This window comes from Chloracidobacterium sp., from assembly GCA_016716305.1.
In the GTDB taxonomy this organism is placed as follows: domain Bacteria; phylum Acidobacteriota; class Blastocatellia; order Pyrinomonadales; family Pyrinomonadaceae; genus OLB17.
On the sequence record JADJWP010000001.1, the window covers coordinates 186533 to 207263 of the forward strand.

The window sequence follows — 20731 nt, forward strand, 5'->3', positions numbered from 1 at the left end:
AATGGCGACATCACCAGGCCGCGGCCGTGCGGTTGGCGCACTGCTTCTACTGCAAATGGCGACCGGGCTGATCCTGCCCTTTGTCTTTATACTTCCTATCAATATAGGCTCGCCGGAATTTCTCGTTCCGGCCCTCGCGGAATCAGCTCGCGTTCGTGCGGCGGTCCTTGTCGCGTTCGTTGGTGGGGCACTCTGTATTGCTATCGCCGCAACAATATTCCCCGTGCTCCGGCGACGCAGCGAGACTCTTGCGGTTGCACTTGTCGCGTCGTGTACTGTCAGTGCAGCCCTTGACGCAGTTCACAATGGAACGGTCATGTCGTTGCTGGCAGTTGCGAAACAGGCTCCGGATTTCCCTCCCGGCGACGCCTCGCTAATTGCAATGGCGGCCACTGCTTATTCCGCACGAGTTGCGGCACATTACGCCCAACTGGTCGGGTTTGCGGGTTGGCTTTTTGTGTTTTACACAGCGATGTTCCGGTTCAGGCTTGTCCCAAGGCCGATCGCGGTCTTAGGCCTCGCTGCCATCGTTTTCCAATTCTCGGGCGTAACGCTCTCACACTATCTCGGCTACACGATCCAAGGAATTTTCGCGATGCCGCTAGCCCCTGTCCATCTGTTGACCGCAACATGGCTATTGGTCAAAGGTTTCGATCGTCCCGCAATGGGCGAAAACCAGAATGAGGAGGTCCAATGCGATTCATACGTTATATCCTGAAACCCAACAACGAAAAATACGAAGGAGTTCGCCCCATCAATATCTATCTCCTTAGACTGTTGTATCTACTTATGCCGCTGGGCGCCGGGACAGAAGCATGGCAAACGCTCGCCGCCCATGAGGGCCCGTGGGATCATACAAAGGCTGTCGCATGGTGCGTTTGGGCTGCTTATCCGACGTTGTCGGTCTTTGGTTTGATACGTCCGCTTAAATGGCTTCCGATCATTGTCTTCATGATCTTTTACAAATCACTGTGGCTATTGGTCGTTGCCTATCCACTCTGGAAATCGGGCTCATTGCCCGGCAACGCCGCCGAGCAGATGGCTGGTGTATTCGCCGCCGCGCCATTCATCGCGTTGATCGTTCCCTGGCCATATTTTGTAAGGAACTTTGTGTTCTGGCGCAGTTCTATAGTTTCGACATAATATTTGACAGCACTCTTCGCCCCTCTGCGGAGGCGTTCGAATCAAACGCGGATGTTGACGCTAAGGTTGAGAAAGAACGAGGCGTCGGCACCCGCCGGGACTTTTTTTTTGTTCCTATAAATGATCGTTCACTCCGAAGAAAAACGGACGATCGAAATCCACGACGGCGGCTTGTGTAAATTGCTGACAGCTATTAACGTAATTGGGAAAATTTTACTAAGAACATATGAACCTCGCTGTCAAGATCAGTCTCTTATCGTCAGGGCTTTTTCTTTTGGCCGGTATGTTCGTAGGAATAGTCAAACATCAGCAGATGCTGAAGAGCGCAGATCACATGGCGCCGGCATATATCGACATTGCCCATCGTGCAGCGTTTCTGTATAGCTTTGCGATGCTTGTGATCGCAAAGCTGCTGGAATACAGCCCGTACTCAGAAACGGTCCAGCTTGTAGCCATGGGTCTTGTCCTCGTTTTCCTGAGCGTTACGATCGTCGGGTATTTCATCACCGGAATGATGAACAAGACCGACAATCTGTTTCGGCACCGCGACTTTCGGACCACCTGGTACGTGTATATGCTGACGGTCGGCGAGATCGGAGGATTGGCGATCATTTTATGGGGCTTCGTTTCGACACAGTTCCTTGGGCGAGCGTAGATCAGCTTCAATATCATGGACCCGGACAGATACTTTATTGCCACAGCCCAGATATCCCTCGCAATTGCGGGGTTCGCCGGGATCGTTGCCGCTTATCGCAATGAATCCGTCCATGATTGGGGTGAGGTCGAGCGGTTTTGGCTCCGACTGCAGCTGCTGAACTCGGTCCTGCCTTTCACATTCAGTTTGGCTGGCATCTTCTACCTTGCGACGGGCCCGTATTCGATCAACGGCTGGCCGATCTTAAGCGGATTTGCGGCGGTTTGTCTGGTGCCCTATGCCGTAATGATCGTACGAAGGCTGCGCGGTTTCGCTCCCGGAACCCTCCAGGCAGCGGGTAGTGGGCCTATCGTTAGTTATGCGTTGGTTTCCGCGCTTATCGCCATCTGTCTGCTTCAGGTTTGGAACGCAGCGTTCGCATCGGCGTTCTGGCCATTTTTCGGGGCGATCCTGGCACTGATCTTTGGAGCAGTGTTTCAGTTCGTTCGGCTTGTTCTGAAACCACAGCGGCAGACGTCGAAAGCAAATAACCAAGACATGGAGGGCGGATAAATTGGAATACGCCGTTGGAATAATTCTCGGGATCGCCGTCGGGATCTTCTCGACCGTTGTTGGCCTCGACCGTGACCGTGCCCTCTACCCGGCAATACTGGTCGTCATTGCGTCGTATTACGGACTCTATGCAGTTCTGGGCGGCTCGAACACCGCGATTGTGCTCGAAACGCTGGTCGGCCTGCTATTTGTCGCCGTAGCTGCGGTTGGGTTCAGAGTCGATCTTTGGATCGTCGCGGCCGGCACGGTCGGACACGGCATATTCGATATTTTTCACCACCTGATAATCGAAAATCCGGGCCTTCCGACCTGGTGGCCGATGTTTTGCATGTCGATCGACATAACGCTCGGTGTCTACATGGCATGGCTGCTTTGGAGCAAAAGAGTCCGAGTAAAGCCGTTCTGACTCCGCTGTTATTCTTCGCGATTTCTTGTATAATTCCGAAATTCACCTCACCTTTTTAGTTCAATTTGATCACGCGGCGACGTAGCAAGTCGACGTCTGAGACGCAGACGATCTTGCGAGCATTCTGCTATTCCCAAACCAGGAAGTGACGATCGCGACGTCGCGGACGACCTCGGCTATGAAGAGAGCACCCGGAAGAACTGCCTTTGCGATATTGGCCGCGGCTCCTTTTATTATTGCGGGACTTGTCATCGCGACCCCGATCAGAACCGGCGGGTATCACCTTCCCGTAGGCGTGGCAGCATTTGCTGTGATCGCCGCTGTCATGTTTCAGTTCGCCCGAATCGGATGGCGTTCGGACGACGGCCGCGAAATGGTGACCGCGGGCGTGCTCTTCTTTCTGCCGTTCATGTTGTTCGCGCTTTTGTGGGTCGGCATGTCGACGCCATACCACACCACTCCAGCTGAGAACCTAATGAGGTACGAAGTGCTGGTGGTCGGCTCGGTCGCGGTCAGCTGCGGTTTCCTGTTTCTTTTTCGCATCGTATCGAAGCGTGGCGAACGCTATTTCGCGACTCTCTTTCTCGGCGTTTCGATGCTGGCAGGTGCGGTGTATTTGACGTGGAACTGCTTCCAAGCGGGAATGTGGCTGATCCGGGTCAATAATGATGCCGTAACACCGCACATCGCGGATCTGATCTCAATACTCGACGTGTTTATCTTTTTCGCAACGATAATGATGTACGTCGCTACCGCAGTTGCTGCCCTTTCGATGAAAAAGGCTCACCTGCTTTCGAGTCGCGCGTCGGCGGTTTTTCTTTGGGTGTCGATGTTCGGCGCGCTTGCCGTGATCCTCCGCGGCGTCGTCTATCCCGGAGATTCCCGCGCATCGAGTCCGGCACTTTATGAGGTGCCGGGACTGATCGCGGGCATCCCGGCGATGCCGTGGCTGATGCCATGTTTGCTCGGAGCCGTACTGCTCCGCCGGTCGAATGAAACGGCGGTGGGGGCACGCGATCTCGCCTGAGCGATCGGATCAAAGGCCCCGGAAGATATCGAGGCCTTGATGTTCGATTTAGCTAATGACTAAAACACTGAAATCAGAGCTTCCGTCAGCCTTTCGATCGCGGGTTTCATCACCTTGGTCTGCATCTCGGCAGCTCCCGTCGATCTCATCGCGCTCGTTGCCTGCTGCAAGGTCTCGCCGGCGTATTTGACCTTACCGGTTGCGACCTCGACGAGCCGGGCTTTCAGCGTCGCCGAGCCGGCGGTGTTGTATTCGGCCACCATTCCCGTCAACACATAGCTGACGCCCATCTGCTTGCCGACCCTCACGGCGGCCGCCGTCGAAGTTCCATTGATCGCGGCCAGATCGCTTTGCGACGCGGCTCGCGTGTTCCTTACGTCGACCACATCGAACGCCTTGCTTTGTGTAAGCGAGAAAGCGATGCTTGCCTGAAGCTGCCTTTTGGCCTCGGCCGTCATCGCGGCGGCGTTCGGCCCGGGCGTAAATTCGACCACGGCGATCCGGATCCTTGCCGATCTGTCATTGCGGCCGGCCGCGGCTCTCGATGAGGTCTGTGCGAACGACAAACCCGCCAACACGGTCACTAAAATAGCTGCTGCAAATAAGTTCTTCATATCTCTCCTCAAAAATCGATGTCTAGCCACTTTCTTGTAGCCATCAATTACTGCGTTTGGGAAAGCAGGAAACTATCATCGGCGGCGAATAATTTTCCGAGGATTTGGCAAAGTTCCAATGTTTGTTCCGAGATCATTCAAGATCTCGGGGCATCGGCGGCCGGATCACGACGAAAAAGCCCCGGCAACCGCCGAGGCCCGTTTCAAACTCAATATCCGAAAGAAACGCTATTCGCTCTTGGGTTTTGGAACGCGCTTGGCACTCCATTCGTCGCTGGCGTTCTCGTTGAACGATACCGTTCCACCCATCGAATCGCCGCTGACCTTACCGACATAACTGAGTGTCACGCTGTTGCCGTTGTAGGCAATTGTATAACTGAAGGCAATGTCGTCGCCCTTGATCGTGCCTGTTACGGGCACGTCTCCGGCAGATCGCTTTGCCGTTCCGGTCAGCTTTTCGCCGTCAACGCTCAGGATCAGTTTGAACGACCTTGGCCCGCCCGGCGTATTGAATGATGCGTCCCATTCGCCAGCCACTGATGTCTGGGCCGCAACGCCGTCCGCAAAAGCCATCATCAGGCCAAACGAAAATAAGATCGAAATGATAACTGTTTTCATAGTAACTCCTTGATCCAAACCTATCGGGTCATTTCCCGATCACTTCAAATTCTTTTTGAAGAATTCGAGCGTCCGCTCCCATGCGAGCTTGGCTGATTCGGCGTCATAACGCGGTGTCGTGTCGTTGTGAAAGCCGTGCTGCTTGCCTTCGTACATAAAAGACTCGAACTTCTTCTTGTTTGCTTTAAGGGCGGCTTCGTATGCTTCGATACCGGCATTGATACGCTGATCGTTTCCGGCATACTGGAACATCAGGGGAGCCTGGATCTTCGGCACATCTGCGACGCCGGCCTGATTTCCATAAAACGCGACGCCGGCATTGAGGTCTTTGCCAAGGCGAACCGCGAGTTGGTTGACCATTCCGCCGCCAAAACAAAAACCGACCGCACCCAATTTCTTTGTGCTATCCGGCCGTTTTTTCAGCCATAGGGCAGAGGCGACAAAATCCTCGGTCATCTTTTTGCCATCGACGGTGCGAAAAAGTGCAACGCCCTTCTGCTCATCGCCGGGATATCCACCGACCGACGTCAGGCCGTCCGGAGCGAATGCCATAAATCCAGCTTTGGCAAAACGTCGGGCAACATCCTCGATATATGGATTAAGGCCGCGATTTTCGTGGATCACAAGCACCGCAGGAAACCTTTTGCCTTTCGCAGGCTTCGCAAAATAGCCTTTTATCGAACCGTTTCCGGCGGGCGACGCAACGGTCTCGTAGCCGAGCGTCAAGGTCTTATCGTCCTTCGGAACCGTCTGAGCCCAGGCATAGTTGGGTGTCAGGCTCTCAAAGATCGCAGCAACCGTCAGCCCGCCGACCGCGAACTTCGTTATTCCGGCAAGAAACGACCTGCGATCAATATCGCCGTGCTGATACTCGTGAAAAAGGTCCAACAGCTCCTGCGGATATTCGTCAGCGGTTTTTCGTTCCATACATCCTCCTTGTTTCTAAAAGAATACCGTATGCCGAAGGTTATGCAAATAAGCACATGGCAGGCCGTATATGAGCACTATCAAAAGATCGCTACTTTTCGTCCTTGATCTTGAACGCATAATTTGCGATCGCTTCTTGTCTGGTCGAGCCGAATGCATAGCAGTCGCTTTCTTCAATGCTGACGAAATCGGGGCCGACGACGCAGTACTGATCGCCGTCCAGAAAGATCAGCGTCCCTTTGGGGCCGCGTTCCGCTTGGAGATCGGGGTCGTTTTTCAGGAATTCGAATTCTTCCGTCATATTGTTCAATGATAGCGCCAAACTGTCGTCGACATCGCTTCTGATATCACCAGCGGCCACATCAATTCGCTCCGGTCTTTTTCGTTGACTTGACCAGCCGTTCGTATTATCTTTAGCCAAATTTCAACAGTTCGACTTAACTCCCTCCCGGACATCCGATCAGCGAACAAGGGTTTGGTTACTACATCCTTCTGTCCTTGAGAGGAGACCTACTATGACCTCATGCGCCCATTGCTCTCGCCTCTGGCTCATTTCCTTCGTTACTTTGTTTCTTGCTGTGGTCCAGTTGTACGCACAAAACACGGCCTTTAGCTTTCAGGGCAATCTACAGAACGCAGGGACTCCCTCGAACGGAAATTTCGATTTTGAGTTTTTGCTGTTCGACTCTCTTGCCGGAGGCTCGCAGATCGGAGCGACACAGACCCACACCAATGTGACCGTCGCAAATGGCCTGTTTTCGGTTTCGCTGGACTTTGGCAGCGCCTTCCCTGGTGCGAATCGTTTTCTCGAGATCAGGGTCAGGCCGGCAGGCGGCGGCCCATTCACGGCATTGAACCCCAGGCAGCAGATCGCCAGTTCGCCGTATTCGATCAAGTCCATCTCGGCCGATGTGGCAGCGAACGCGTCTAACCTGAACAACCAGCCTGCGTCGTTCTATCAAAACGCGGCGAATCTGACCGCGGGTACCATCGCGGACGCTCGGATCGGATCGAATATCGCTCGGCGTGACGTTTCTAATACGTTCACAAGCCAGAACATATTCACCTCGAATGCGAACGAGTTTCGCGGAGACGGAGCGAATATCACCAATATCAATGCCGGGAGTATCTCATTCGGCACGATCGGCGACGGATTCCTTTCTGCAAATATTCCCCGCTTGAGCGCCGCGAACAATTTTTCCAATCAGAACAATTTCGGGTTCAGCGGCCGAACTCTTCAGATCCGCAACGATGGAGGAATTGTTCCCGGATTCAACCTCACCGGCAGCGGCGGCAACCTCGGCATTCTTCGACTTCGGAATTCGCTCGAGGTCTGGCCGAGCGACGACCTCTCCCGCGGAGCTCGCATCGATCTCCGCAACAATGCGGGCTCAGCAACGGTTGTTCTCAACGGAACCAATGGAACGGTCGATGCCGCGAATCTTCCTGCATTCAAGGGAGTTCAGACCTTTCGAGACCCTCGCAACCTGGCGGCCGGCATCGACGTGGCCGGCGGAACATTTGCCGACCTTGAAAGCATGACTGTCAACGTTCCTGCAAACGGGTTCCTCGTCATAACGGCGACTGCTAATGTTGGCATACTGACCGTTCAGCCTGTTGCCGGCGTCGGGTCCGCTTGGTTGAAGCTTGAAGAGACGACTGGTGCTCCGGTTCAGCTGACCGAGGTTGGAAAGACCATATTCGTCAATGCATCGCAGGTCGGAACCGTTGAGACGCTTGCAATATCATGGAGTATCCCGGTTGTTGCCGGAACCCGATCGTTCAAAACAATTTTGACTGTACCGACCGGCAACCCTGCACCGGCCCCGCTAAAGGTATGGACGACCACATTGAATGCGATCTTTGTTGGGCGCGGAATGTGAACCACTTCCTTTTGCAGTCATTTATCAGGCAGTGCCATTTCCTCTCGGGCTTCACTCAATAAGGTCGCGTTGGTTTTGCTCATTCAAGCCCGGCCCTTTGTAGCAAACTCATGTTCCGCTGATCGCAAAGATAACGTTACCGGATGTTACAGAGCAAAATTCGTGGCAAACGTCCGAGTTATGGTAATCTTTTTATTCGGCCGTTATGAAGTTTTCTGTTTCTGTCCTCATTTTGTTCGTCCTTTTGGTGTTTGCATTCGCTGGCGGCGTGTTCGATCGTTCATCGTCGGCTCAGGTAAAGCGCCATTCCGAAAAGGGCGTTGCAGCGACTGTTAAGCGTCTCGGAAGCAAAGGAAGTATAAGGATCGTACCGCCCTCAGAAGCAGGACAACTCGGTTCCCTGCTAGGCGATCCGTGTGACTTTGCCGCGCCGATCGAGTTTGGACAAACGATTCAGGGCTCGTTGACTGCTGCCGATTGCCAATTAGATGACGGCACCTTTGCCGATTTCTACGTCTTCACCGGCACCGCGACACAGACCGTGACGATCGACATGTCGTCCGGGATGTTCGACACATATCTGGGCCTTGCCAATCTTTCCGGCACTTTCGTTGTCGAGGACGACGATGGCGGCGGCGGGACCAATTCTCGGATCATCGCCAATCTGCCGGAAACAGGCGTATATGTCATCTTGGCGAACGCCTTCGACCCGAACACATTTGGAAATTATTCTCTCGGCCTCGCCGGTTCGACCGTTTGCACGGTCGCTCTCACGCCGACCCAGCAGTCGGTTCCCGGAGCCGGCGGCACGTTCACTTTTAACGTCGAGACCCAAGCCGGCTGCAGCTGGTCCACTAATTACGACATTTACGGTTTTATCAACTTCGTCACGAGCGGCGGCATTGGGCCGGGTACCGTTTCATATACGGTCCAGCCGAACAACACCGGAGCCGACCGTTCCATGGTGATTCGTGTCCGCGGCCAGGACTTTACCATCAACCAGACATTCTTGGTTTGTACTTATTCGATCAACCCGCTCAGCGCCAGCCACGGCCCGGATGCCGTTACCGCCGAATTCATGATGAATACCCCTGAGGGGTGTCCTTGGATCGCGTCCTACAGCGGCACTGGCGTCTGGACCTCGACAGAACTTAAACGAGGTCCCGGACCGGTCGTTTACACCCTTTCGGCCAACAACGGGGGCGATCGGAGCAGTTCGATCACGGTTGCCGGACACACATTCAACATCGATCAGTCCGGACGAAACTGCACCTATTCGGTTTCGCCCCAGAGCCTGACGATCTCGCCCGCCGGTACGCAGAACGGTCTATTTACGGTCAATACACAGGCCGGCTGCACGTGGAATTTCAGCGGTGGCTTTAACTATGTGTATTTCCCCGATGGATACGGCGGCATCGGCCCGGGCAGCAAGTCGTTCACGGTTTGGCCAAACTATAACTTTGCACCACGATCATGGATCATTCAGTTCTCTGGCCTGACCACGTCGAACATCGGCTTCATTCAAAACGGGATCCCGTATCGAACCCGTTTTGATTTCTTCGGCGACAGCAGAGCGGACGTCGGAGTTTTCCGGCCCCCGACCGGTCAATGGTATTTGATCAACAGCGCAGCACCATCAGCAAACAACCAGTATTCCTTTGGGCTTGGCGACGATGTACTGGTTCCGGCCGACTATACGGGTGACCGCAGCACGGACGTCGCCGTATTTCGCCCTTCTAACGGAACGTGGTATTTCCGTGACCCCGGTACCGGATCGTATTCGTCGATAGCGTTCGGAACCACCGGCGACATTCCGTCACCGGCAGATTATGATGGCGACGGAAAAGCCGACCTTGCTGTTTTCAGGCCCTCGACCGGATTCTGGTTCATTCTGCGTTCGACCGACGTTTCGGTCGACATCATTCCGTTCGGCCTGACAGGCGACAAACCCGTTCCTGCCGATTTTGACGCAGACGGCCGTGCCGATATAGCCATCTATCGGCCCTCGGTCGGCGAATGGTGGATCAGACAGAGCAATGACGGTCAGGTTTTTGCGGCTCAATTCGGTAATTCGGCTGACCGCACGGTCCAGGGCGATTTTACCGGCGACGGCCGAGCTGACATCGCGATCTGGCGGCCTTCGAACGGTTTTTGGTATGTGCTGAGAAGCGAGGACGGCAGCTATTACTCGTTCCCATTCGGCACGCTCGACGACATCCCGGTGCCGGCCGATTATGACGCCGACGGCGTTATCGATGCCGCCGTATTCCGGCCGTCGTCTTCGACCTGGTTCATAAACCGCTCGTCCTTAAGCGTACAGACCATTCAGTACGGATCCGCGGGCGACATCCCGATCCCGTCCGTTTACGTTCGATAGTCCTTTGGTTCGAACGGGCGCGCGAAGGCAGGCGTTCCAGTTGATGAAACGCCCGCCGGTCAGATCTTAGACTTTCTACTTGTGTCGGTAAGTGATGCGGCCTTTGGTCAGGTCGTACGGCGATAACTCGACGTCTACGCGGTCGCCCATTAGAATTCTAATGCGGTTGCGGCGCATCCGTCCTGAGATCGTGGCAAGAACGACATGGTCGCTGTCGTTCACCTGTACCTTAAAATATGCGTTTGGCTGTTTGTCGATGACGACACCGCCGAGTTCGATTAATTCTTCTTTCATTCTTTTCCCTGACAGTATAACCCGAAACCAGTTGATCTTCCAAATTCCCGACCGCCCCACACTGGCCGGATCACCCGAATTTTGCCATGACCGAACCACTTCCCGTTCATTGCATGTCGATCTGGCCGGTTGGAATTGCCCACGATCGTCTATCTGTATACGATAATTACTATGAACAATCGTGAACTGATGACCCCGGCGGAAATTCACGCATTTGGGGTCGAGATCGTTTACAAACAGCTCGAGAAAGATGCCTGGGTCATCGATTCGGCGGACGTGCTTGCTGACATTCACACCGAACCTCAAATTGTTGCCAAAAAGGACGGCGAACTGGCATTTTTCGTCGTTCGCACCGCGATGTTCCCCGGACGCGGACGGTTCGAAGAGGGCCAGGCGGCATTCGACACCCTTGTCCGGCATGCGAAAGCACATGGAGCAACGTGTTATTTCGCCAGCGTCGGCATAGCGAACTCCGAAGGCAAGACCGACGAAGAGATGTCAGTTCCGATCAAGGGCGTCGGCTATCACGTTCAGTTCGACGGACTAATAAAGATGGAGTTGCCTAACGAACCTATCGCTGGTGCAACCGGATAATTCACAAAGTTGCGAAGCCTACCTGTTTCGCCTTGAGATACCCATCAATTTCGCCGGAAACGTACCAAAGTTCTCGATCTCGACCTGATAATCGTCGGTTTTCTTGTCGCGTACCCAACGCACTCTCGCAGCGGCAATAAATGTCCCTTCACCTTTTCCGGTCACCGGATCGACGAATATTTCAATAATGCTGAACGGATAGTCGACCGACCTGTAACCGCCGCGGACCTCCGCAAACTGCAGCCATCTCTCAAAGATCGCGACGATCCGCTTCTTGCCGTCCACCTCGCTAATGCGGACACCGTTGATCTGGCGTCCAAGATTGCCTGTGATCGAGAATCTTCCGAGGTTCTCGTTCTTTATCGTTTCAAGCAGCGAGTCTTGCCCGCCCTCTATAAGCACGCTCAAAAATCGCCCGGCCTGTGCATCCGACGTGGCACCTGTTATTTCAAGTGTGAACGTCCCGGTAGTCGTCCTTGTGTTCCGGCCGCTGCCAAAACTGATGATCGTGCCAGTATAGGTCTCCTTCGACGATTGCTGGGCCTGGGCAATTGCCGCCGAAGGCACGACCGCCGCAAGCATAATCATCATGATGAAAATTCTGCTTTTCATTGTGATCAGTCCCCCTTCAATTGGTCTATAAAACGATTTTACCACGTTCGCGGCCCGCCCGGGCTCGGATCCGCGGTCATCGCTCGCGGCAATTCATCGCAATGCAAGGCGCGGCGAAAGGAAGCGGCCGGTAAATTCTCTTCAAAAAAAACCGGCCACTCCCTTGTCATCCACGCGCAACGGAGCGTGGAATCTCGTTGCTGTTTGGTCAATCAAACTGCCAATAGAACCGCGATTCCGCAAAAGACGCACGTCCCATCTCGGTCAGCTCGGGGAGATCATCTTGCCGCGGCAATAATTATTTTTGAGACGTGTCCGACATCGGACGATTTTTCCGCAATTGACACCAAGCGCCCTTCACACGCAAAAAGGAGAGATCACAATGACGTTTCGTAAGCCCGCACCTTCGGCCAGGTATCTTTTGATCCTACTCGGATTTTCGTTCGCTTGCCTCGCAGGAACGATCGCTTTAGCCGGAACTGCATACTTCCCTGTGCTTTCAGGGATCGTCGGACACGTGTTCCTCCCGCTTGCTGAAGCAAGCACGAAAAATGAAACGTTGACGCCCCAAGCCGATGATGCCGGCGGGCCGAACTCAAGACTCATCTACGGCATGGGCGACCTGCCGCTCATTTTCCCGCAGCGGCGAGATCGGGTGATACTCCACGATCCTGTTAACGGCCCCCAGACATTGGCGGGTATCAACGATTTCGAGCCTGCGTGGTCGCCCGACGGACGCCGGATCGCCTTCGTAAGTCTTCGCGATGGCCCTGAGGAAGCCAATTTTTTCAACCGGCAGCGTTATCGTGAGATCTACATAATGAACTCGAATGGCTCGGACCAGCAGCGGCTCGGCGGCGTTCAGTTCGGCGGCGAATCGCAGCCTTCGTTCTCTCCGGACGGGCAGAATATCGTCTTTGTTTCTGACCGAACGCCCGGTGGCGGATCGATCGGTATCTATCGGATGGACACGCTTGGGAATAACCAGACGCTTTTGACCGACACTTCCGAGTGTTACGACGGCGGACTCGCTGCAAAGCACCTCGAAAGATTCCAGAAATACCGTACCGGCCTCTTTCCCGGAATTTTTGGCCCAGACACGCCTAATTATTCGCCCGACGGACAATACATCATCTTTGGAAACTACGGCGATAACGGAACCGATGTCTACAGGATCAACGCCGACGGTTCTGGGTGTATGCGGCTTTACCAGGCAGAAGGCTCTTACTATCCGACGCAGGCTCGATATTCGCCTAATGGTCAGCAGATCGCCTTGTATCATCAAGAGGATATTATTGGCGGTGCGAGTGGGTCCGGCAGTCCCGCGTCGCGCAGGGTCATTCGGATCATCGACGCAAATGACGGCACACTGATCACTGAACATGAGCCGCAGAATCTCTGGTCAAACCCGGTGTGGTCGCCTGATGGCTCAGGGATAGGGTACTTTGGCGGATACGTCACAACGGATGGCGATGCGATCAACACAGATGTATGGACTTACGATCTCGCGACCGGTCAGTCTAATCAGGAAGTATTCAGCGGCGTACAAGAGGCGTTCAGGGGCCTCAGTTGGGGAACACCGTCAACATTTATTCCGCCAGTATCGGTACGTATCAATGACCCCAATCCATTGACCGCGGGCCGCTCCACCACTGGCACGGTTTATTTATCAACTCCCGCACCCGCCGGCGGAACGTTGATCACCTTGACGATCAACGGTGCCGCGGGAATAATAACGCTTCCGCAAAGCTCGCTCACTGTCCCGCAGGGAGAAACTCAGGCGACATTTACGATCGACTCGGCTGTTCGAACCGATTTTCGCAGTGCCGATGTACGGGCGACGCGAACCGTGAATTTTGCCAGCGGCATAGCGACCGTCAGCGTATCGCCGTCGAGGCCCGACCTGAGAGTGACCCAATTCACGACACCGCCTTCGGTCGGCCCCGGAGCATCTTTCCAGATCACGTCGACGGTCGAAAATATCGGACCGGTAACGACCGGTGCCAGCTTTACCGACAACGTCTACTTCTCGCTCGACGATCAGCTTGATGCAGGCGACGGAAATTGGGTCGGAACGACGACGCAATCCGTTCTTGCAGCCGCCGGGCAATTTACAAAGCAGGTTACGGTCAATATTCCGTTCAACCGAGTTCCTTCAAACGGCACTTATTACCTTATTTACGACACAAACACCTATCGAACGGTAAATGAGGGCGGTGCTCTTTCAAATAATATCGTTGCCGTCCCGATCGAGGTCGTATTGCCGGACCTCGTCCCCGAAAACCTCAATGCACCGACGATCATCGAACCGGGCGTCAACTTCAATGTGACATGGAATATTCGCAATGCGGGCGGAGCAGGTACTAGTCCGAATCCGCCGTATTACACATACGACCTTTCGTATTCGTTCGATGAAACGATTGGGAACGCTGACGATATCGTGCTCGTATCGCTTCAGGACATAAACATACCGGCTGGTGCGGTCAGAAACATTTCACAGAACGTCAATATTCCTACGGTCCCGGCACGCCCTAGCAGCAGCGGGAGGATCTATGCACGGGTCGATGTGCAGAACGTAGTTGTCGAGGGCTTGCCGGACGGACCCGGCGAAACGAACAACCTCTTAAGCGCGCCCGTTTTGTTCGAGTATAACGTCGCCGATCTGCAGGTGCCCACCCTCTCAGCTCCGGCCGAGGTCGATTCCGATACACCATTCGCCGTTTCATGGACCACTTCGAACACCGGAACAAAGAACGCACCTACGTTCAGTGACCGCGTCTACTTCTCCGCGGACAACCAGGTCGGCGGCGATACACAGATCGGTTCATTCTCGCTTTCCGGCGGCATCGCCCAGAACGCATCGGTCGACCGAATTCAGAATGTTTCGATCCCGACAAACCTGATCCCGGCTTCAGGGAACTTTTTCATTTATGTTAAGACCGACGGCGCAGATCAGATAAACGAAGGCGAGAATGAAGGTAACAATATCCGCTTCCAGCCGGTATACGTGCGACGGCTGTTGAGGCCTGACCTGACCGTGCCAAACGTAACAACACCAGACCAGGCATTCTTCGATCAGACGATACAGGTTCAGTGGACCGTAACGAATGCGGGCCCCGGTCCGACGAATGCGTCAACATGGTCCGACGGGATCTATATCGGAACCAACCCTGCCGGACTCGGACAAAGGCTATTGCGGGTACCGAACACGACCGCGATCGAAGCCGGCGGCAGCTATGTTGCTTCGGCAACGATCAAGATCCCGCGAGGACTCACCGGAACCTACTACATTAAAGTAAGAACAGACGACCTCGTCACGCTGAATGAAGAATCGGCAGAAAACAATGTAGGCGCGCATCAGATCAACCTCAACGTCCCGCCGCTGCCCGACCTGACGGTATCGAACGTGCAGGCCCCGATCGGGCTTTTGTTTGCGGGCGGAACGTTTCAAATGACGTGGCAGGTCAACAACGTTGGAACAAGCGACGCTCAACCCGATCCGAACCATACGTGGTATGACCGGCTCTATCTTTCGCGTGATCAAGTATTAAACACAAGCGAAGATCGCCTGATCTTCACCGGTGCCTCCAGCTCATTTCTGCCTGCTGGCGGCAGCAAGGTCAATAGCTCTATCGCCAGGGTCACGCAGGACGGTCCGGAATACGTAAAGCTTCCATATGATGTTGAAGGCGAGTATTACGTTTTTGCAGTCACCGATGTCTCAAATGGCGTTTACGAATACAACTCGGAAAGCAACAATTCCGATTACGATCGCGTCGCACCTGGTTCACCGATAACCATACAGCGTACGCCTCCCGATCTGATCGTTCAGAACCTGCCAAACTCGCCGGCGACGGTTACCGCCGGAGAAGACCTGCCGGTAAATTTCTCAGTAACAAATCAGGGCGCGTTCTCGGCGACCGGTGTTTGGTATGACGGCGCAGTTCTGTCGAATGATCTGACGCTTGACCCGTCAGATGTGTTCATCGGATCGGTTCGAAGAAATGCAGGTGCAGCACCGGGCAGCAGCTACCAGGTGGATGCAGGCTTCCGCGTGCCGGCGTGTCTCAGCGGCAGCATGAACCTGATCGCTGCGGCTGACTTCCGAAACGACCTTTACGAATTCAATTCGGGCTTCGATGCCGAAGCAAACAATGGAAGCCCGGCGCATCCGATCCAGGTTGTCAGCACTCCGCCGGACCTCAATGTGACCAACCTTAATGTTCCGGCGTTCGATCGCCTCCGGCAGAACGGCACTATCACGTGGACGACCGTAAACAATGGAACCGGCACCGCAGCGGCCCGCTTTTCGGAAACCGCCTTTTTGATCCCAATGGGCGGAGGCAGTGCGGTGAGATTAGGAAGCAGTGACATCGAGGCGTCGATACCGCCATCCGGCAGCGTTGCCCGTTCGATGAATGTGACAATGCCCGCGTCGATTGTCCCCGGAACATATTACATCTCCGTCCGAACCGACTCGAATGACGTAGTGCCCGAGTGTGGCGCGGCCGAAACGAACAACATACTTGATTCGGTTCCGTTCACGCTTCAGCACAATAATGCCGATCTGGTCGTTGATTCGGTGGTCGTCGGCCCCTCGACAAACGGCCCCGCCTATCGACACGTCACCTGGACGGTACGAAATGCAGGCGCACAGCCGGCCCAGACATTCTCCGGATGGTCCGATCGCGTCGTCTTTTCGATCGACGCAAACTATTCGACGAATGACATCTCAGGGAATATCGCAATCAGTCCGTCCACATCGCTGGCTCCGGGTGAGACGTATGTTCGGAACGCGGACGTTCCCGTGAACGGAGTTCCCGCCAACCAGTATTACGTGATCGTCCAGACGGACAACAACAATACTGTGTTCGAAGGGCCGACAGGTTCACAATGGGAAACAAACAATTCGACCGCGTCGGCACCGATCACACTGACAGGCCCGGCGGTAGATCTCATTGCATCGAATGTCACTGTTACGTCGCCGACATACGCCGGAGCAAACGCGACCGTCAATTACACGGTGACAAATACGGGCACCGATACTACTTTTGGCGGCAGCTGGACCGATTATGTCTTTCTTTCGCGCGACTCCGTGCTCGATTCGACCGACACCACGATGGGTTGGGTCAACCGTTCGAACGAACCGCTTCAAGGCGGCCAGTCGTATCAGGGCGGATTGATCGTAAATTTCCCCGCGGGCCTGACCGGTGATTATCGGATATTCGTCGTCACCGACTATAAGAAAAAGGTCGTGGAAAGCAGCGAAGTCAATAACCAGAGCCCGTCTCTCGCGGTCGATCTCCAGGTCGCGCCGCCGGCCGATCTCGACGTCACAAGCATAACGCCTCCTACTACGGCGTCTCCGGGCGAATCCGCGACGTTCAATTGGACAGTTCAGAATCTGGGGCCGAACACCGCATATGGAAAATGGACCGATCACGTCTACCTTTCGCGTGACCAGTTCTGGGACGTCGAAGATACCCTGGTCGGCAAATATCAGCGGAATGAAACATTGCTCGCGATGGGCGAGACCTACACCGCTCAGGCCGGATTCATACTGCCCCCGATCGAAGAAGGCAACTACTATGTTCTGATCCGCACAGATGCCCGCAATTTGGTCAGAGAGGGCGACGAATCGAACAATCTGCAGTCGTCGGCCGGACAGTCCGGGGTTTCCCTCCCTGTCCTGACGATGAACACACCATTCGCCACGACCCTTCCGAACGGCGGAAACAAATTCTTCAAGTTCGCTCCGCCTGCCGACGAGACCGTCATTGTAGGCCTCGATGGCGAGCCCGGTAACCGAAATGAACTCTTCACAAATTTCGGTTCGATCGTCAGCCGGGCCGACTATGATTTTCAAGGTCAACGCCCACGCGAGGCCGATCAGGAAAATCTGATCGCGAACACCGAGACCGGCGACTACTATTCGATGGTCAGCCACGACTATATTCCGCCTCGGTCGCGCATCCTCATCACGAGCAGTTTTATCGAGCAAAAGCTAAGTGACGCCAAGCTCGGTGTCGGGCAGCCGCAGAACATCACTATCAGCGCCGATGTGCTGCCGTTCTCGGCACGGACCGTTTCGCCAACCGTTGCAGGCAACGAGGGTATAGCTACGCTTTACATAAGCGGAGCAAAGTTCCAGACCGGCGCAACGGCGAAATTGGTCTCGTCCGGCGGTGCCGAGATCCACGCTGCTGAAAGCAATAATTCACAGGTTTGGCTGGTCGCCGTCTTTGACCTTAAAGGCCAGGCTCCCGGACAGTACGATGTGGTCGTAACCAACCCCGATCTTCAAACGGCAACGCTCGACGATGGCTTCCAGATCGTAGCCGGCGGCGGCCATAGCCTGAGGCCTGAGATCCTTGGGCCAAGCGCTCTTTGGGCCGGCGAGCAAACCGTCCGGTATACGATGTCGCTCATCAACGACGGTTTGAATGATGCGGTGAAAGTGCCGGTCATCATCGAGATACCGTCGTGGATGCAATACTCGATGGACCCGGCTACTTACCGGGAACCAACTCTCAATACACAGGTAGTAGACGTCCCGCCGGGTTCTGATATTAACCAGGTACTGCCGCTTCACATCGACGAGAACGGCACAAGGGCGATAATGCTGATGGCGCCGCTAATTCGGGCGCGTTCATCGATCGAAGTAGGCATCGACCTAAGGGTTCCGGCATTTGCACCTTTCGAGGTCTCGCTCGAGATGCTTAATCCGCTTGCCGATCTGGCTGACGATTCGGTGCCTGCGGGCAACGGTGCGATCTCGCGTTTTACGTCGTCCGGCAATCGGAGCTCGTTTGCCCAGGATCCCGAAGCCCGCGATTGCTGGCGTGAGTTCATGCGCCTGCTTTTGATCACCGTCCTAAAGGCAGTCATCCCGGCAGGGTGCTTGGGCTCGATACTCAATGGCGTACTCAATTTCGTAGATGTCGTTTCGAACGTTTCGATAAATACGCTCTCACCGCTGGCATTCGTTACAAACCTTTTCCTTGCTGTAGTCAATACCGCGGCAAATACGGTCGTATTCTGTTTCAATGATCTATTGAAAAAATTCCCTCTATACTTGGCAGGGGTGATGGCGTTTCAGACTGCCAAATTGCTATGGCAATTGAATAAGTGTCTTAAGAACCGGAAAATACGGCCGGTGAGGCGAATGATCGCTCACGATCCGAACGAGAAACTCTCGCCTGACGGTTATGGGCCCGAAAGATTTGTCGCCGCGAGGGCGCCGATCGAGTATCGTATAAACTTCGAGAATATTCCCGAGGCTACGGCACCGGCCCAACAGATACTCATTGTCGATCAGATACCGGCTGAGCTCGATGCCGGATCCATACGTCTAGGCGAGATGGTGTTCAACGACACTCGCGTCGTCGCACCGCCAAATCAAGCCTTCTTCAACACCAGAGTGAACGTTGGCGAAGGCGAAGCTGCGATCATCGTCGATGTCTCGGCCGGGCTTGATATCGTCAACCGCCGGGTGATCTGGTTGATGACGGCGATCGACCCTGCAACGGGCGAGCAGCCCCTCGACCCGTTGCGAGGTCTTTTGCCGCCAAACAACGCGGCCCGCGACGGCGAAGGATACGTTACATTCACTGTCAAACCGAGGTCGGATATTCCCCATCGGACCAACATAAGCAATACGGCTGAGATCATCTTTGACATCAACGAGCCGATCGTCACGAACGCAACGTCGAACCTCGTTGATATGATCGTGCCAACTTCGTCGGTAGCGCCGTTGCCCGCAACGACAGATAACCCGAACTTCCAGATCAACTGGAGCGGTACCGATGACACCGACGGTTCGGGCTTCCAGGGCTTCGACATTTACGTATCTGAAAACGGCGGACCATACCAGCTCGTCGCGAAAGATACACAAGAGACAAGCCTTGGATACGCCGGCTCCTGGGGACGAAACTACCGCTTCTACTCGATCGGCAAAGACAATGCCGGCAACGTCGAGGCCGCTCCGAGTGTGCCCGATGCCGAGATCACGGTGTTTGGGGGCGATACGGAGTCAGACGTGTCTCCGCGGCCGAATGGCAGCAATGGCGTGGTAGATGCCGGAGATGCTGCACAGATCCGTCGCTTCGTCGCCGGGCTCGATACTGACTTCACCTTCAACGAATTCCAACGTGCTGATTCCGCACCGTTTGCTGAAGGCGGGAATGCAGTTCTATCGGTGGCCGATATTGTCCAGGCACGCCGATTCATCGCCGGTCTGAATCCTCGAACTGCCGCAAGCGGGCCGAACACATCGTCGGTTCAGGTCGCTTCCGCGACCAACGGCAGTTCCAAGCAGGGCGTTACAAGAACGGTCACGCCGGTGCGCGTAAGCCGCTCCGGAAACAAGCTGGTCGTTGGGGTCGAACTTGACGCGCAAGGCGACGAGGCCGGAGTCGGATTCACTTTGAACTTTGACCCGGCCGTTCTGAGCAACCCGACGAACATCACGGTCGGCAGCGGAGCGAACGGCGCGGCCGTAACATCAAACGATGCCGATGCCGCGTCGGGCAGGCTCGGACTTTTGGTCGACAAACTGCCGACCGATCCGTTCGGTGCCGGTACGCAGCAGCTGTTGACCATCGAGTTCGACGTGGCCGTCGGAGCACCGCCGACAACAACTATCGGATTTGGCGGCGGGCCGGTTGCCGCCGAGGTCGCAGATACGGGCGCGGCCGCCGTTCCGGCGTCGTTCGATGCGGCCATTATCTCGCTACTCGGGCCTACATCCGCGGGTGTTCAGATATCGGGCAGGGTGTTGACGTCAGACGGCCGCTCGGTGGCGAATGCGGCAGTGATCGTGAGCAGGACAGACGGTGCCGAGATCACGGTCCGTTCTTCGCCGCTCGGTTACTACAGGATCACCGGACTCTCAGCCGGATCGTTCTATATAATCGAGGTTCGGGCGAAAGGCCTCAGCTTTGAGCCGCGAGGGATACCCCTCAATAACGATCTTTCGGAATTTGACCTGGTCGCTGATCCTTAGGCCCAACTGCAGCATAAGTCAAAAA

Annotated in this window: 16 protein-coding genes; 10 read left to right on the top strand and 6 right to left on the bottom strand. The window is 55.0% G+C overall.

The window, feature by feature from the left end:
* Position 1: 1 nt before the first annotated feature.
* From IPM28_00745 to IPM28_00770, 6 genes are all read left to right on the top strand, one after another.
* A complete protein-coding gene (locus tag IPM28_00745) occupies positions 2–718 on the top strand; it encodes a DUF4386 domain-containing protein (GenBank protein ID MBK9171526.1) in 717 nt (238 codons plus the stop codon).
* Entirely contained in the window at positions 694–1143 is a 450-nt protein-coding gene (locus IPM28_00750; protein MBK9171527.1) for a hypothetical protein, read from the top strand. The genes IPM28_00745 and IPM28_00750 overlap by 25 nt, the downstream gene beginning before the upstream one ends.
* 226 nt (positions 1144–1369) lie before the next feature.
* The gene (locus IPM28_00755; protein ID MBK9171528.1) at positions 1370–1798 is read left to right on the top strand and encodes a hypothetical protein; all 429 of its coding nucleotides are present in this window, start codon (positions 1370–1372) and stop codon (positions 1796–1798) included.
* Positions 1799–1813: 15 nt separating this feature from the next.
* Entirely contained in the window at positions 1814–2350 is a 537-nt protein-coding gene (locus tag IPM28_00760; GenBank protein ID MBK9171529.1) for a hypothetical protein, read from the top strand.
* A gap of 1 nt (position 2351) precedes the next feature.
* On the top strand, positions 2352–2756 hold the full coding sequence (locus IPM28_00765; GenBank protein MBK9171530.1) for a hypothetical protein: 405 nt from the start codon (positions 2352–2354) through the stop codon (positions 2754–2756).
* A 178-nt stretch (positions 2757–2934) separates the two neighbouring features.
* Positions 2935–3783 (top strand): hypothetical protein, encoded by an 849-nt coding sequence (locus IPM28_00770; protein ID MBK9171531.1) that lies wholly within the window; start codon positions 2935–2937, stop codon positions 3781–3783.
* A gap of 59 nt (positions 3784–3842) precedes the next feature.
* Here IPM28_00770 and IPM28_00775 read toward each other — a convergent pair whose 3' ends face one another.
* From IPM28_00775 to IPM28_00790, 4 genes are all read right to left on the bottom strand, one after another.
* Complete coding sequence (locus tag IPM28_00775) at positions 3843–4397, bottom strand: hypothetical protein (protein ID MBK9171532.1); 555 nt, start codon at positions 4395–4397, stop codon at positions 3843–3845.
* Positions 4398–4625: 228 nt separating this feature from the next.
* Positions 4626–5015: a hypothetical protein gene (locus tag IPM28_00780; GenBank protein MBK9171533.1), complete on the bottom strand. Its 390-nt coding sequence runs from the start codon at positions 5013–5015 to the stop codon at positions 4626–4628.
* 39 nt (positions 5016–5054) lie between these two features.
* Positions 5055–5942: a dienelactone hydrolase family protein gene (locus IPM28_00785; GenBank protein ID MBK9171534.1), complete on the bottom strand. Its 888-nt coding sequence runs from the start codon at positions 5940–5942 to the stop codon at positions 5055–5057.
* 91 nt (positions 5943–6033) lie between these two features.
* A complete protein-coding gene (locus IPM28_00790; GenBank protein MBK9171535.1) occupies positions 6034–6243 on the bottom strand; it encodes a hypothetical protein in 210 nt (69 codons plus the stop codon).
* A gap of 214 nt (positions 6244–6457) precedes the next feature.
* Between IPM28_00790 and IPM28_00795 the strand changes: the two genes are divergently transcribed.
* Both IPM28_00795 and IPM28_00800 read left to right on the top strand, forming a co-directional pair.
* On the top strand, positions 6458–7825 hold the full coding sequence (locus IPM28_00795) for a hypothetical protein (protein MBK9171536.1): 1368 nt from the start codon (positions 6458–6460) through the stop codon (positions 7823–7825).
* Positions 7826–8030: 205 nt separating this feature from the next.
* Positions 8031–10202, top strand: coding sequence for a VCBS repeat-containing protein (locus tag IPM28_00800; GenBank protein ID MBK9171537.1), 2172 nt, complete (start codon positions 8031–8033; stop codon positions 10200–10202).
* Positions 10203–10277: 75 nt separating this feature from the next.
* Here the strand turns inward: IPM28_00800 and infA are convergent, their stop codons facing one another.
* Positions 10278–10496, bottom strand: coding sequence for a translation initiation factor IF-1 (gene infA / locus IPM28_00805; GenBank protein MBK9171538.1), 219 nt, complete (start codon positions 10494–10496; stop codon positions 10278–10280).
* 171 nt (positions 10497–10667) lie between these two features.
* On the opposite strand from infA, the gene IPM28_00810 reads away from it, so the two are divergent.
* Positions 10668–11090: a hypothetical protein gene (locus IPM28_00810; GenBank protein MBK9171539.1), complete on the top strand. Its 423-nt coding sequence runs from the start codon at positions 10668–10670 to the stop codon at positions 11088–11090.
* An 18-nt stretch (positions 11091–11108) separates the two neighbouring features.
* Here IPM28_00810 and IPM28_00815 read toward each other — a convergent pair whose 3' ends face one another.
* Positions 11109–11681 carry a hypothetical protein gene (locus IPM28_00815; protein ID MBK9171540.1) on the bottom strand — a complete coding sequence of 191 codons (573 nt, stop codon included), beginning with the start codon at positions 11679–11681 and terminating at the stop codon, positions 11109–11111.
* Between the two features lie 403 nt (positions 11682–12084).
* Between IPM28_00815 and IPM28_00820 the strand changes: the two genes are divergently transcribed.
* Positions 12085–20706, top strand: a complete 8622-nt coding sequence (locus IPM28_00820; GenBank protein MBK9171541.1) for a PD40 domain-containing protein — start codon at positions 12085–12087, stop codon at positions 20704–20706.
* Positions 20707–20731 lie beyond the last annotated feature (25 nt).

Bases quoted from the DNA above. Each gene is read 5' to 3' on its own strand.
- IPM28_00745 (MBK9171526.1), top strand. From the start codon at position 2: ATGGCGACATCACCAGGCCGCGGCCGTGCGGTTGGCGCACTGCTTCTA.
- infA (MBK9171538.1), bottom strand. From the start codon at position 10,496: ATGAAAGAAGAATTAATCGAACTCGGCGGTGTCGTCATCGACAAACAG.
- IPM28_00785 (MBK9171534.1), bottom strand. From the start codon at position 5,942: ATGGAACGAAAAACCGCTGACGAATATCCGCAGGAGCTGTTGGACCTT.
- IPM28_00770 (MBK9171531.1), top strand. From the start codon at position 2,935: ATGAAGAGAGCACCCGGAAGAACTGCCTTTGCGATATTGGCCGCGGCT.
- IPM28_00795 (MBK9171536.1), top strand. From the start codon at position 6,458: ATGACCTCATGCGCCCATTGCTCTCGCCTCTGGCTCATTTCCTTCGTT.
- IPM28_00780 (MBK9171533.1), bottom strand. From the start codon at position 5,015: ATGAAAACAGTTATCATTTCGATCTTATTTTCGTTTGGCCTGATGATG.
- IPM28_00750 (MBK9171527.1), top strand. From the start codon at position 694: ATGCGATTCATACGTTATATCCTGAAACCCAACAACGAAAAATACGAA.
- IPM28_00815 (MBK9171540.1), bottom strand. From the start codon at position 11,681: ATGATGATTATGCTTGCGGCGGTCGTGCCTTCGGCGGCAATTGCCCAG.
- IPM28_00760 (MBK9171529.1), top strand. From the start codon at position 1,814: ATGGACCCGGACAGATACTTTATTGCCACAGCCCAGATATCCCTCGCA.
- IPM28_00810 (MBK9171539.1), top strand. From the start codon at position 10,668: ATGAACAATCGTGAACTGATGACCCCGGCGGAAATTCACGCATTTGGG.
- IPM28_00755 (MBK9171528.1), top strand. From the start codon at position 1,370: ATGAACCTCGCTGTCAAGATCAGTCTCTTATCGTCAGGGCTTTTTCTT.
- IPM28_00790 (MBK9171535.1), bottom strand. From the start codon at position 6,243: ATGACGGAAGAATTCGAATTCCTGAAAAACGACCCCGATCTCCAAGCG.
- IPM28_00800 (MBK9171537.1), top strand. From the start codon at position 8,031: ATGAAGTTTTCTGTTTCTGTCCTCATTTTGTTCGTCCTTTTGGTGTTT.
- IPM28_00820 (MBK9171541.1), top strand. From the start codon at position 12,085: ATGACGTTTCGTAAGCCCGCACCTTCGGCCAGGTATCTTTTGATCCTA.
- IPM28_00775 (MBK9171532.1), bottom strand. From the start codon at position 4,397: ATGAAGAACTTATTTGCAGCAGCTATTTTAGTGACCGTGTTGGCGGGT.